Origin of the sequence: Methylobacterium sp. SyP6R, assembly GCF_019216885.1 — a bacterium.
Lineage (GTDB): Bacteria > Pseudomonadota > Alphaproteobacteria > Rhizobiales > Beijerinckiaceae > Methylobacterium.
The window spans coordinates 3,764,931-3,777,500 of record NZ_JAAQRC020000001.1 but is presented as its reverse complement, the minus strand read 5'-3'; the positions used below and the strand labels follow the sequence as shown (position 1 = coordinate 3,777,500).

At 71.1% G+C, this 12,570-nt stretch carries 10 protein-coding genes (1 of these 10 cut by a window edge); 7 read left to right on the top strand and 3 right to left on the bottom strand.

The features are described 5' to 3' along the window. From HBB12_RS17475 to ubiG, 3 genes are all read right to left on the bottom strand, one after another. Positions 1-441 carry the 5' end (the start) of an NADPH:quinone oxidoreductase family protein gene (locus HBB12_RS17475; protein WP_236990511.1) on the bottom strand. The gene continues 534 nt to the left of window position 1, outside the view, so the window shows 441 of its 975 coding nt (coding positions 1-441); it begins with the start codon at positions 439-441; the stop codon falls past the left edge of the window. 128 nt (positions 442-569) lie between these two features. Next, complete coding sequence (locus tag HBB12_RS17470; protein WP_236990510.1) at positions 570-1,142, bottom strand: YbhB/YbcL family Raf kinase inhibitor-like protein; 573 nt, start codon at positions 1,140-1,142, stop codon at positions 570-572. A gap of 61 nt (positions 1,143-1,203) precedes the next feature. After that, positions 1,204-1,953: a bifunctional 2-polyprenyl-6-hydroxyphenol methylase/3-demethylubiquinol 3-O-methyltransferase UbiG gene (ubiG, locus tag HBB12_RS17465; RefSeq protein ID WP_236990509.1), complete on the bottom strand. Its 750-nt coding sequence runs from the start codon at positions 1,951-1,953 to the stop codon at positions 1,204-1,206. Positions 1,954-2,155: 202 nt separating this feature from the next. Here ubiG and HBB12_RS17460 point away from each other — a divergent pair, with 202 nt between their 5' ends. From HBB12_RS17460 to zwf, 7 genes are all read left to right on the top strand, one after another. After that, positions 2,156-3,391 carry an aspartate kinase gene (locus HBB12_RS17460; RefSeq protein ID WP_236990508.1) on the top strand — a complete coding sequence of 412 codons (1,236 nt, stop codon included), beginning with the start codon at positions 2,156-2,158 and terminating at the stop codon, positions 3,389-3,391. 255 nt (positions 3,392-3,646) lie between these two features. Further along, positions 3,647-5,908: a phosphoenolpyruvate--protein phosphotransferase gene (gene ptsP / locus HBB12_RS17455; RefSeq protein ID WP_236990507.1), complete on the top strand. Its 2,262-nt coding sequence runs from the start codon at positions 3,647-3,649 to the stop codon at positions 5,906-5,908. Positions 5,909-6,086: 178 nt separating this feature from the next. Further along, on the top strand, positions 6,087-7,166 hold the full coding sequence (gene prfA, locus HBB12_RS17450) for a peptide chain release factor 1 (protein WP_236990506.1): 1,080 nt from the start codon (positions 6,087-6,089) through the stop codon (positions 7,164-7,166). Positions 7,167-7,207: 41 nt separating this feature from the next. After that, positions 7,208-8,029, top strand: coding sequence for a peptide chain release factor N(5)-glutamine methyltransferase (gene prmC / locus HBB12_RS17445; protein ID WP_236992814.1), 822 nt, complete (start codon positions 7,208-7,210; stop codon positions 8,027-8,029). Positions 8,030-8,445: 416 nt separating this feature from the next. Further along, positions 8,446-9,522 (top strand): DUF4167 domain-containing protein, encoded by a 1,077-nt coding sequence (locus HBB12_RS17440; RefSeq protein ID WP_236990505.1) that lies wholly within the window; start codon positions 8,446-8,448, stop codon positions 9,520-9,522. Positions 9,523-9,683: 161 nt separating this feature from the next. Then, on the top strand, positions 9,684-10,601 hold the full coding sequence (locus HBB12_RS17435) for an SDR family NAD(P)-dependent oxidoreductase (RefSeq protein WP_236990504.1): 918 nt from the start codon (positions 9,684-9,686) through the stop codon (positions 10,599-10,601). Positions 10,602-10,852: 251 nt separating this feature from the next. Then, positions 10,853-12,328 (top strand): glucose-6-phosphate dehydrogenase, encoded by a 1,476-nt coding sequence (gene zwf, locus HBB12_RS17430; protein ID WP_236990503.1) that lies wholly within the window; start codon positions 10,853-10,855, stop codon positions 12,326-12,328. Positions 12,329-12,570: the final 242 nt, after the last annotated feature.

Sequence of the window (12,570 nt, the reverse complement as noted above, 5' to 3'; positions counted from 1 at the left end):
GCCGAGCACCGCCAGGGTCTCGCCGGGTTTCAGGTTCGCCCGGTCCTGCAGCGCGTGCAGCGAGGTGCCGTAGGTGACGGAGAGGCCCGCCGCCTGCTCGTCGCTGACGCCCTCCGGGACGCGGGTCAGGCCGGAGACCGGCGCCACCACCCGCTCGCGGCAGGCGCCGTAGCCGAGATGGACGATCACCCGCTCGCCGACCCGGAAGGCCTCGACCCCGGGCCCGAGCGCCTCGATCACCCCGCAGGCCTCGGCGCCCGGCGAGAACGGCAGTTCCGGCTTCACCTGGTAGCGGCCGGCGATGATCAGCGTGTCGAAGAAGTTGAGCGCTGCGACGCTCACCCGCACCAGGGCCTCGCCCGGGCCGGGCACCGGATCCGGCACCTCCTCGATCACCAGGTCTTCCGGCCCGCCGAGCGCCTTGCACAGGAGTGCCTTCATCGCCACCGATCCTCCCCGCCGCACGCCGGCGGCCTGGCGTCGAGTGGTGGGCCAGGCCGCGCTCTCTGGCAAGCCGGGACCTTCGCGAGAGTTCGGCGCGAGACACCCGGCCGCGAGAGGTCTGGCCGTCAGCGCCGCTCGTAGGTGCCGACGAGCACCCCCTTGGCGAGCACATGGCCGTGCATGGCCTCGAGCAGCGCGCCGCGACCGGGAACGCCCTCGAGCCCGAGATGCCGGTTGAGCGCGTAGAGCTGGAACAGGTAGCGGTGCGGGCCGTGGCCGGTCGGCGGGTCGGGCGGCAGGTAGCCGGCCTTGAGAAACGTGTTCTTGCCCACCTCGTCGATCGTGCCGTCCGAGCCGGGGCTTGCCAGCGCACCCTCGGCCAAGCCGTCGCTCGTCGGGTCGAGGTCCCAGGCGATGGCGTGGACGATCGGCTTCGGCGTCGGGCTGTCGGCGTCTTCGACCAGCAGCACCAGGGCGGCGGTGCCGGACGGAATCCCGCTCCAGGCGAGCGGCGGCGAGAGCTTGGCTCCGTCCTGGGTGAAGCGAGCCGGCAGCGCCGACCCGTCGGCGAAGGCCGGGCTCGTCACCCGGATCGCGGCGGGGGCGCCCTCGAACTCGGCGTGGCAGGCGGTCTTCTCGAGTCCAGCCCGCAGGCCCGACAACGCCTCGCCCACCGCGTGAGGAATTTTCTCCAGCATGGACCTGTCTCCTCGCATCATCTCGTGCGCAAACGAGAGGAGACCGGTCGAGGTTGCTTCGTCAGGGTCGCGGCTTCTCGGCGGCGATCATGTAGTTCACCGCCGTGTCGCGGGCGGCGCTCCAGCGGGTGGTGAGCGGGTTGAACACGACGCCGGTCGTATCCGTCACCGAGAGGCCGCCACCCTCGACGGCGCCGCGCAACTCGTCCGGCGTGACGAACTTCTCCCAGTCGTGGGTGCCCTTCGGCAGCCAGCCGAGGACGTATTCGGCCCCCACGATGGCCAGCGCGAAGGAGCGCATCGTCCGGTTGATCGTGGCGGCGAAGAGCAGGCCGCCGGGCTTCACGGCGTAGCAGGCCGTGCGCACGAAGGCCGGCATGTCGGTGACGTGCTCCACCACCTCCATGGCGCAGACCACGTCGAAGCGTTCGCCTGCCGCGACCACCGCCTCGATCGTCTCGGCCCGGTAGCGGACCGGCACGCCGGCCGCGTCGGCATGGGCTTGCGCGACCTTCACGTTTGTCACCGCCGGGTCGAGCCCGGTCACCTCGGCGCCCAGCCGCGCCAGCGGCTCCGACAGCACGCCGCCGCCGCAGCCGACATCGACGAGGCTCAGCCCCGCGAGGGGGTTGGGCGCGAGCGGGTCGCGGCCGACATGGCGGCAGACCGTGTCGCGGATATAGGTCAGCCGCACCGGGTTGAAGCGATGCAGCACCCGCATCGGTCCGGCCTCGTCCCACCAGGTCGCGGCGAGGCGATCGAAGCGGGCGACCTCGTCGCGGTCGATCGAGGGTCCGGTCGGTTCGCTCATCGGCGCCAGGCTTTCGTGCGGGGATAAGGAATTCATCTCGGCCGTCGAGGTAGCGCAGCCGCCGCCCCGGGCCAACCGCCGCGATGCCTCATGCGCGGGGCGATCCTGCGTCAACATTGACACCGCCCCGGACCGCTTGTACCCGCCGGACGCCCGCGGCTTCGGCTCACGGCACACGAGAACAAAGTTCGATCGGATCCCCATGCCCCGCCTGGTGATGAAATTCGGCGGCACCTCCGTCGCCACGGTCGACCGCATCCGCAACGTCGCCCGCCACGTCGCCCGCGAGGTGCGGGCCGGCTACGAGGTGGCGGTCGTCGTCTCGGCGATGTCCGGCAAGACCAACGAGCTGGTGGCCTGGTGCAAGGACGCCTCGGCGCTCTACGCCCAGTCCGAGTACGACGCGGTCGTGGCCTCCGGCGAGCAGGTCACGTCGGGCCTGCTCGCCATCGTGCTCAACGAGATGGGCTTCAAGGCCCGCTCCTGGCAGGGCTGGCAGATCCCGATCGAGACCTCCGACCAGCACGGCTCGGCCCGCATCCAGAACATCGACGGCGCCCGCCTCGATGCCGGGTTCAAGCGCGGCGAGGTCGCGGTGATCGCCGGCTTCCAGGGCATCCATGCCGAGACCGGCCGCCTGACCACCCTCGGCCGAGGCGGCTCCGACACCAGCGCGGTCGCGGTCGCGGCGGCGATCGGTGCCGAGCGTTGCGACATCTATACCGACGTCGACGGCGTCTACACCACCGACCCCCGGGTGGTGCCGAAGGCCCAGCGCCTCGAGAAGGTGGCCTTCGAGGAGATGCTGGAGATGGCCTCGCTGGGGGCCAAGGTGCTCCAGGTGCGCTCGGTCGAGCTTGCCATGGTGCACCGGGTGCCGACCACCGTGCGCTCCTCCTTCGACGACCCCGACGACGCCCGCCCCGGCACCCTCATCTGCGACGAGGACGATATCGTGGAACAGCAGATCATCACGGGCATCGCCTTCTCGAAGGACGAGGCGCAGATCACGCTTCGCCGGGTGAAGGACAAGCCCGGCATCGCCGCCGCCATCTTCGGTCCCCTGGCGGACGCCAACATCAACGTCGACATGATCATCCAGGTCGTGTCCGGCGACGGTGCGGCCACCGACATGACCTTCACGGTTCCGGCCGCCGATTACGAGCGCGCCCGGGCGATCCTCGACGCGCAGTCCGGCACGGTCGAGTTCGAACGCCTCGAGGGCGCCACCGACGTGGTGAAGGTCTCGGCGATCGGCGTCGGCATGCGCAGCCATGCCGGCGTCGCCGCCAAGGCGTTCCGGGCACTTGCCGAGAAGGGCATCAACATCCGGGCGATCACCACGTCCGAGATCAAGTTCTCGGTGCTGATCGACGCCGCCTACACCGAGCTCGCCGTGCGCACGCTCCATTCGCTCTACGGCCTCGACAAGGCCTGATCGCCATACGGGCAGAGTCCGATCTCGGCCCGATGGTGATAAGCGCCCCGCCCGCGATGCATCGCGGGCGGGGCGCTCGCGTTTTTCGGCCCCGGCATCCCCCGGTGAAAACCGACTCCCCCGGAAGGACGCTTGCCCGCCGGGCGCCGGACTCGCTATACGGCGGTAACGGGACCGATGCGTCAGGCCCGCGCAGGCCAGCCTCACGGTTGCGCCACACGCGGCCCGGCTCGCCAAAGGGTGGAACACGACACGATGCCCGCAGCGCCTGGAGGCCCGCGCCTGCTACTGCGCCGCCTTCGCGAGGCCATGGCGGAGCCGGTCGGCCCGCAGGCGCGCCTCGACCGCATCGTCGTCCTGATCGCGTCCAACATGGTCGCGGAAGTCTGCTCGGTCTACGTCCTGCGCGACGACGGCAACCTGGAGCTCTTCGCCACCGAGGGCCTGAACCGCGAGGCGGTGCACCTCACCACCATGCGGGCCGGCGAGGGTCTGGTCGGCCTGATCGCCGCCACCGCCGAGCCGCTGTCGCTCTCCGACGCCCAGTCGCACCCCGCCTTCTCCTACCGCCCGGAGACCGGCGAGGAGGTCTATCACGCCTTCCTGGGCGTGCCGCTGCTGCGGGCCGGCAACACGCTGGGCGTGCTGGTGGTGCAGAACCGCACCTACCGGGTCTATTCCGAGGAGGAGATCGAGGCGCTCCAGACCACCGCCATGGTGCTGGCGGAGATGATTGCCTCGGGCGAGCTGCAGGCCCTGTCGCCCGGCACGGTCAGCGCCTCGCGCCGGGCGCTCAGCCAATGCGGCGTGGCGCTGGCCGACGGCGTGGGCCTGGGGCACGTCGTGCTGCACGAGCCGCGCATCGTCGTGCGCAACCTGATCGCCGAGAACGTCGAGCGCGAAGCCTCGCGCCTCGACACCGCCATCGCGGAGGTGCGCGCGGCGATCGACGACCTCGTCGAGCGCGGCGACGTGGCGGGGGCCGGCGAGCATCGGGAGGTGCTCGAGACCGTCAGGATGTTCGCCCACGATCAGGGCTGGCTGCGGCGGATGCGCGAGGCGGTGCTCTCGGGCCTCACGGCCGAGGCCGCGGTGGAGCGGGTCCAGTCGGACAACCGCGCCCGGATGCTGCGCCAGAGCGATCCTTACCTGCGCGAGCGCCTGCACGACCTCGACGACCTCGCCAACCGGCTGCTGCGCCAGCTCGTCGGCCGCCCGATCGGCGGGCAGGAGGCGATGCCCGAGAACGCCATCCTGGTGGCCCGCTCGATGGGCCCGGCCGCGCTCCTCGACTACGACCGCTCGCGCCTGCGCGGCGTCGTGCTGGAGGAGGGCGGGCCGACGAGCCACATCGCCATCGTGGCCCGGGCCCTGGGCATCCCGGCGGTGGGCGAGGTGGCGAATGCCACGGCGCTCGTCGAGAGCGGCGACGCCATCATCGTCGATGGCGGCACCGGTGAGATCCAGATCCGGCCGGGGCCGGAGATCGAGGCGGCCTATGCCGAGAAGGCGCGGCTCAGGGCTCGGCGCCAGGAGCAGTACCGGGCGCTTCGCGACGTGCCGGCGGTCACCCGCGACGGCGTCGCGGTCGGGCTGCAGCTCAATGCCGGCCTCATCGTCGACCTGTCGCACCTGAACGAGACCGGGGCCGAGGGGGTCGGGCTGTTCCGGACCGAATTGCAGTTCATGGTCGCCGAGCGGATGCCGAGTGCGGCCGAGCAGCAGGTCCTGTACGAGGCGGTGTTCGACGCCGTCGGCGACCTGCCGGTGACGATCCGGACCCTCGATATCGGCGGCGACAAGGTGCTGCCCTACATGAAGGCGCTGGAGGAGGAGAACCCGGCCCTCGGCTGGCGGGCGATCCGCATCGGCCTCGACCGGCCGGGCCTCCTGCGGATGCAGCTGCGCGCGCTCCTCAAGGCCGCCCGCGGGCGGCCGCTCAAGATCATGTTCCCGATGGTCGCGACCGTCGAGGAATTCGTCCAGGCGCGGGGAATCGTCGAGCGCGAGAAGGCGCACCTCACCCGCCACGGCCACCCGCTGCCGGCGGATTGCCGCCTCGGCGTGATGGTCGAGGTGCCCTCGCTCCTGTTTCAGATGGACGAGATCGCCGCGGAAGCCGATTTCCTCTCGGTCGGCTCGAACGACCTGATGCAGTTCCTGTTCGCGGTCGACCGCGAGAACCGTCAGGTCGCCAACCGCTTCGACCCGTTGAGCGCCGCGGCGCTCCGCGCCTTCCGGCTGATCGCCGAGCGGGCCAACGCCGCCGGCACGCCGGCGACGGTCTGCGGCGAGATCGGCGGGCGGCCGCTCGAGGCGATGGCGCTGATCGGGCTGGGTTTCCGGGCTCTCTCGATGTCGCCGGCCTCGATCGGCCCGGTCAAGGCGATGGTTCTGGGGATCGATGCCGGCGCGGTGGCGGCGTTCCTCGAGCAGGAACTGGCGCGGACCAGGGACGGAGCGTCGTTGCGGCCGGCTTTGGCGGCGTTTGCCGAGGAGCACGGCGTGCCGGTCTGACGCATCGGTGCCGGATCCGCAAAGGGTCCCGCCGGCGCTCGGGACGCGATCACGGCTTTTGTCCACGGCCGCCACGACTCCCCATCCCCCGCAGACCTGCTATACGCGGCACCATCTCCGGCACCGGGCGCGGGCCGCCCCGGCTGAACCGGCCGATGCGAATGGCCATATCTCCTGCATGATCGCGATCCCGTCCGACCGTCTCGACGCCATCCTGGCCCGCCACGACATCGTCACCGCCACCTTGAGCGCCGGGGAGGCCGAGGCGGAGAGCTTCGTGCAGCTCTCGCGCGAGCTCTCCGAGCTCGATTCCGTCGTCGAGGCGATCCGCGCCTTCCGGGCCGCCGAGAGCGCCTTGCGCGGCGTCGAGGAGATGATCGAGGAGGGCGATCCCGAGATGCGGGCGCTCGCGGCGGAAGAGAAGCCGGAGGCCGAGGCCGCCCGCGACGCCGCCGCCCGGGCGCTTCAACTCCTGCTCCTGCCCAAGGATGCCGCCGACGAGAAGAGCGCCATCCTGGAGGTACGCGCCGGCACCGGCGGCGACGAGGCGGCGCTCTTCGCCGGCGACCTCTTCCGGATGTATTCGCGCTACGCCGACCTGAAGGGCTGGCGGGTCGAGGTCATCTCGGAGAGCCCCGGCACGATGGGCGGCTACCGCGAGGTGGTGGCCGAGGTGAAGGGCCGCGGCGTCTTCGCCCGGCTGAAGTTCGAGAGCGGCGCCCACCGGGTGCAGCGGGTGCCCGACACCGAGACGCAGGGGCGCATCCACACCTCGGCCGCCACCGTGGCGGTGCTGCCGGAGGCGGAAGAGGTCGACATCCAGGTCAACGAATCCGACCTGAAGATCGATACGATGCGGGCCCAAGGCGCCGGCGGCCAGCACGTCAACAAGACCGAGTCGGCGATCCGGATCACCCACGTGCCGAGCGGCATCGTGATCTTCGTCCAGGAAGAGCGCTCGCAGCACAAGAACCGGGCCCGCGCCATGGCGCTCCTGCGGGCCAAGCTCTACGACCAGGAGCGCAGCCAGAAGGATGCCGCCCGCGCCGCGGATCGCCGCGCCCAGGTCGGCAGCGGCGACCGGTCGGAGCGGATCCGCACCTACAACTTCCCGCAAGCGCGGGTGACCGATCACCGCATCAACCTGACCCTGTACAAGCTGGAGGAGGTGATGGCCGGCACCGCCCTCGACGAGGTGGTGGACGCGCTCATCACCGAGCATCAGGCGGCTTTGCTCGCCGCCGAGGGGATGGCGTGACGGCGATCACGCCTGGGACGAGCCGGATCGCGGCCCGGGCCATGGCCGCCGATGCCCTCGCGGCCCGCGGCATCGAGGCCGCCGCCCTCGATGCCCGTATCCTGGTCGAGGAGGCGTTGTGCATCACCGCCACCGACCTGGCGCTCCGCGGGGCCGAGCCGGTCGGCGAGGAGGGGGCTGCGCGTCTCACCGCCTACCTCGCCCGGCGCACCGCCGGCGAGCCGGTGGCGCGGATCATCGGCGCCTGGGAGTTCTGGGGGCTGCCCTTCGGGCTCTCGCCCGAGACCTTGGTGCCGCGTCCCGACACCGAAACCCTGGTCGAGGCGGCACTCGGGCTCAGGCCGGACGGCCCGGCCCGCATCGCCGATCTCGGCACCGGCTCCGGCTGCATCCTGGTGGCCCTGCTCACCGAATGGCGGCACACTTTCGGTGTCGGCCTCGACCGGTTGCCCGGCGCGCTCGGAACCGCGCGGATGAATGCCGCCCGCAACGGCGTCGCCGGCCGTGCCGCCTTCGTCGCCGGCGACTGGGCCGCGTCGCTCGCCGGACCGTTCGACCTCGTGGTGGCGAACCCGCCCTACATCGCCAGCGGCGTCGTCGATGGCCTGTCCGGGGAGGTGCGCGACCACGATCCCCGCCTTGCCCTCGATGGCGGGCCTGACGGGCTCGCCGCCTACCGTACCATCCTGGCCCAGGTGCCGCCTCTCCTCGTGCCCGGCGGGCATCTCCTGGTCGAGATCGGATACGACCAGGAGGCGGCGTTGCGGCAGCTCGCCGCCGATCACGGCTTGCGCGCGGAGGTGCGGCGCGACCTCGCCGGGCACCCGCGGGTGGTCGTCATGACCGCGGGGAACGCATCCTGACGTGGATTCTTCAGGTTCCTGTGGCCTTTGTGCGCAAAATCGGTGCGAGGTCACTTGGCGCGGCGGGTCTAACCCGCTAACGTCCCGGGGCAGATCGTGAACGGTCCGGACAACACAGCCAGGCTCAGTTCTCAGGCGCGACATTGAGCGCGGACCTTCGGACGATCTTCCACCACCGGGCAGACCAATGAGCGCGTAGGCGGTCCGGTGCACCGCATCTGTGGATCGACGGTGGCCGGATCGTGAGACGGCCCGCGGTCGCACAGGGCAAGGCGGACATCGCTGCGGAGACGGAACAGGGCCCGGCAGAGGCCCCCGGCTTCGCGGACGAAGACCCGCCGCGCGCGTGAAGTTCCGCCCTTCAAGTCGTCGAAGAGGGTCAGTCGAGGCCGATGAGACCGAACCAGAACAGGCGTATGCGTGGTCGCAACCGCACCAACAACAAGGGGCCGAACCCGCTGACCCGGGCCTACGAGTCGAACGGCCCCGATGTGAAGATCCGCGGTACCGCCCAGCACATCGCCGAGAAATACGCCCAGCTCGCCCGCGACGCCCAGGCGAGCGGCGATCCCGTGATGGCCGAGAACTACTTCCAGCACGGCGAGCACTATTTTCGCATCATCACGGCGGCGAACGAGCAATACCGCCAGCAATATGGCGCCAATTACGGCCGCCAGGGCTATGACGACGAGGATGACGGCGACGACGAGGGCGCGCCGGCCAACGGTTACCCGCAGCAGCAGGAGCGCGGCGGCGCCAACGGTTATCCTCAGTCCGGCTACGGCGCCGCCGACGATTACGGCGACCCCGGCCAGCAGCCGCAGCCCTACGACAGGGGCGGCGACGACCGCCCGTCCCGCTTCGACCGCCAGGACCAGCCGCGGCAGGATCAGCAGCGCCAGGACCGGCCCGACCGGCAGGAGCGCCGCGAGCGCTTCCAGAACCGCCAGGAGCGTCAGCAGCGCGACCGCCAGGAGCGGGTCGAGCAGCGGGCCGAGCGCCAGGACCGTCCTGAGCGCCAGGACCGCCCCGATCGGCAAGATCGTCCCGACAGGCAGGCCGGCGAGCGCCAGGACCTGTCCCGTGCCGAGCAGCCCCGGCAGGAGCCGGTGCGTCAGGAGGCCCCGCGGCAGGAGAACCCACGGCAAGAGAACCTACGGCAAGAGAGCCCGAGACCGGAGGGCTACCGCGAGGGCGGCCGCTCCGAGTTCCGCCGCGAACGTCGCCGCGAGGAGCCCCGCTCCGAGCCGGTCCTGGCCGCCGACGAGCCGACCGGCCTGCCGGCTTTCCTGACCACCCCGGTGCGTCCCGCCGCCCCGGCGCCCACCCCGGTCGAGGACGCGCCGCCGGCACCCCCCGCCATGCCGGTCGAGGCGGAGGCCGAGGCTCCGGCGCCGCGGCCGCGCCGTCGCCGCCGCACCCGGTTCGAGGGGGCCGAGGGCGAGCCCGCCGGCGAGCTGTTCCCGAAGCCCGCCGAATCCTCGGGCGAGTGAATCACAGCCGAGCGACCCTGCGCCCGGCCTTCGGCAACGGAGGCCGGGCGCAGTGCATGGAGAGGCCCCCGACGATTTTTACGCCGTCGCCCGTGGTGTTTTCCGCGCGGCTGCCTACCTGCCGCCGTGACACGAGCCTCATGGTCCCGGCGGAGCGCAGAATGAATTACCACCCCGCACTCGCGAAGGGCCGCGTCGCCGTCGTTACCGGCGCAGCGAGCGGCATCGGCCTGGCGGCCGCCACCGCCTTTGCCCGGGTGGGCATGCGGGTGGTGCTGGCCGACCTCCCCGGCGAGGCCCTGGACCAGGCCGGCCGCGCGGTCGCGGCGGCCTCCCCCGGCGGCGAGGCGGATGTCCGCGCGGTGCCGACCGACGTGACGAAGCCGGAGGCGCTGGAGGCCCTGCGCCGAGAGGCCGAAGCCCTCGGATCGATCGCGGTGCTGATGGCCAATGCCGGCATCGAGGCCGGCGGCCGATTCTTCTCCGACGCCGCGACCTGGCACCGCATCGTCGACACAAACCTCTGGGGCGTCGTCAACGCCGTCCAGACCTTCGTGCCGGGGATGATCGAGGCGAGGCAGCCCGGCGCGGTGATCGTCACCGGCTCGAAGCAGGGCATCACGACCCCGCCGGGCAACACGCCCTACAACGTCAGCAAGGCGGGCGTGAAGGTGACGGCCGAGGCGCTGGCGCACGAGTTGCGCGAGGCGCGGTCGCTCGTCACCGCCCATCTGCTGATCCCGGGCTTCGTCTATACCGGCCTCACCCGCGCCCGCGGCGTGGCCGAGAAGCCGGCCGGCGCCTGGACGCCGGAGGAGACCGTGGATGTCCTCCTCGACAAGATGGCGGCCGGCGATTTCTACATCCTGTGCCCGGACAACGAGACCACCCGGGAGATGGACGAGAAGCGGATGCGCTGGTCTTCCGACGACGTGATCCGCAACCGCCCGGCCCTGTCGCGCTGGCACCCCGACCACAAGGCGGCCTTCGCCGCCCATATGGAGGCGCCCCTGGAGGGCGGGGCGAAAGGGGCGGACGAGGGGATCAAGGAGGCCGCGGCCACCCCGGCCTCGTTCTGAGAGCTCGTCTCTCGGAGAGGCAAGCACCAAACCCACCCTCGTCCTCCCGCTCGCGACCTCATCCTGAGGAGTGAGCGGCGCGAGCCTCGAAGGAGGGCTCCAGACAGCCCTGAGATTTCTGCAGCCCTCCTTCGAGGCTCCCTTACGGTCGCACCTCAGGATGAGGTTGCGGGTAGGACAATCCGCCGAAAGACACAGACTGGCCGCGCCCTTGCAGGGCCGGCCGGTCCCAGCGGGAGACCCGTCACCCGATGCACAAGATCATCCCCGTCGCCCCCTTCGATGCCGTCGTGTTCGGCGCCACCGGCGACCTGACGATGCGCAAGCTGCTGCCGGCGCTCTATTACCGCTTCCGCGATCGGCAGATCCCGGAGGAGAGCCGCATCATCGCCGCAGCACGCACCCATCTGAGCACCGGGGAGTACCGCGACCTCGCCGCCGCAGCGCTCGAGCGCCACGTCCCGGCCGCCGATCGCGAGTCCGACACGGCGACGCGCTTCCTCGACCACCTGGCCTATGTCGCGGTGGATGGGGCAGGGGATGCGGGCTGGGAGGATCTGGCGAACCTGCTCGCCGAGCATCCGAACCACGTCCGGCCCTATTATCTCGCCACCTCGCCGAGCCTGTACGGTGCGATCTGCCGCAACCTCAGCGCCCATGGCCTGATCGGCGAGCGCTCCCGCGTGGTGCTGGAGAAGCCGATCGGCCACGACCTCGCCTCGGCGCGGGCCATCAACGACCAGGTCGGCAAGGTCTTTCCCGAGAGCCAGATCTTCCGCATCGACCATTACCTCGGCAAGGAGACGGTGCAGAATCTCCTGGCCCTGCGCTTTGCCAACACGATCTTCGAGCGGCTGTGGAACGCCGACGTGATCGACCACGTGCAGATCACCGTGGCCGAGACGGTGGGGGTCGAGGGCCGCGGCGGCTACTACGACACGTCGGGCGCACTGCGCGACATGCTGCAGAACCACATGCTGCAGCTCCTCTGCCTGCTCGGCATGGAGAGCCCGCTCTCGCTCGACGCCGATGCGGTGCGCGACGAGAAGCTGAAGGTGCTGCGCGCCTTGAAGCCGATCCCCGCCCACGAGGTGCCGCTGCGCACCGTGCGCGGCCAGTACGTCGCCGGCGCGGTGAACGGCCAGCCGGTGCCGGGTTACGTCGCCGACCTCGCCGAGGACCGGTCGAGCCTGACCGAGACCTTCGTGGCGTTGAGGCTCGAGCTGATGACCCCGCGCTGGGCCGGGGTGCCGTTCTACCTGCGCACCGGCAAGCGGCTGCCGCAAAAGGTCTCCGAGATCGTGGTGCAGTTCCGCTCCTCGCCGTTCAGCATCTTCTCGGACGAGTTCGCCCGCGAGCCGAACCGGCTGGTGATCCGGCTGCAGCCGCAGGAGGGCATCAAGCTCGAGGTGATGACCAAGGAGCCGGGCCCCGGCGGCATGCGCCTGCGGGCGACCGGCCTCGACATCTCGTTCGAGGAGACCTTCAACCAGCGCTATCCGGATGCCTACGAGCGCCTGCTGATGGACGTGGTGCGGGGCAACGCCACCCTGTTCATGCGCCGCGACGAGGTGGAGGCCGCCTGGGCCTGGGCCGACACCCTGCTCAACGCCTGGGCCGACCGCCCGGAGCCGCCGCGCCCCTATCCGGCCGGGACCTGGGGTCCCACCGCCGCCATCGCGCTGATCGAGCGCGACGGCCGCACTTGGCACGAGGACATCGGCTGACGCCGATCAGGGCACGAGGACATCGGCTGAGGCCGATCAGGGCACGAAGACATCGGCTGACGCCGATCAAGGCCTGAAAACATCGACTGACGCAAAGGCGCTGATTGGAATAAATCCAAGTTATTTCAAGGGCATGACGGCGGGATCGCACCCGCCGCGGCTTCCCTTCCGGCGCGTCGCGCTCTAGAGCGGACCGCGAGTGTGAAGGCCCGCGCGCCGGCGTGCGCGGGCGTCGAGGATTG

Excerpts from the sequence above, each read along its gene's own strand:
- prfA (WP_236990506.1), top strand. The coding sequence starts at position 6,087 with ATGATCGCGATCCCGTCCGACCGTCTCGACGCCATCCTGGCCCGCCAC.
- HBB12_RS17435 (WP_236990504.1), top strand. The coding sequence starts at position 9,684 with ATGAATTACCACCCCGCACTCGCGAAGGGCCGCGTCGCCGTCGTTACC.
- zwf (WP_236990503.1), top strand. The coding sequence starts at position 10,853 with ATGCACAAGATCATCCCCGTCGCCCCCTTCGATGCCGTCGTGTTCGGC.
- ubiG (WP_236990509.1), bottom strand. The coding sequence starts at position 1,953 with ATGAGCGAACCGACCGGACCCTCGATCGACCGCGACGAGGTCGCCCGC.
- HBB12_RS17460 (WP_236990508.1), top strand. The coding sequence starts at position 2,156 with ATGCCCCGCCTGGTGATGAAATTCGGCGGCACCTCCGTCGCCACGGTC.
- HBB12_RS17440 (WP_236990505.1), top strand. The coding sequence starts at position 8,446 with ATGCGTGGTCGCAACCGCACCAACAACAAGGGGCCGAACCCGCTGACC.
- ptsP (WP_236990507.1), top strand. The coding sequence starts at position 3,647 with ATGCCCGCAGCGCCTGGAGGCCCGCGCCTGCTACTGCGCCGCCTTCGC.
- prmC (WP_236992814.1), top strand. The coding sequence starts at position 7,208 with ATGGCCGCCGATGCCCTCGCGGCCCGCGGCATCGAGGCCGCCGCCCTC.
- HBB12_RS17470 (WP_236990510.1), bottom strand. The coding sequence starts at position 1,142 with ATGCTGGAGAAAATTCCTCACGCGGTGGGCGAGGCGTTGTCGGGCCTG.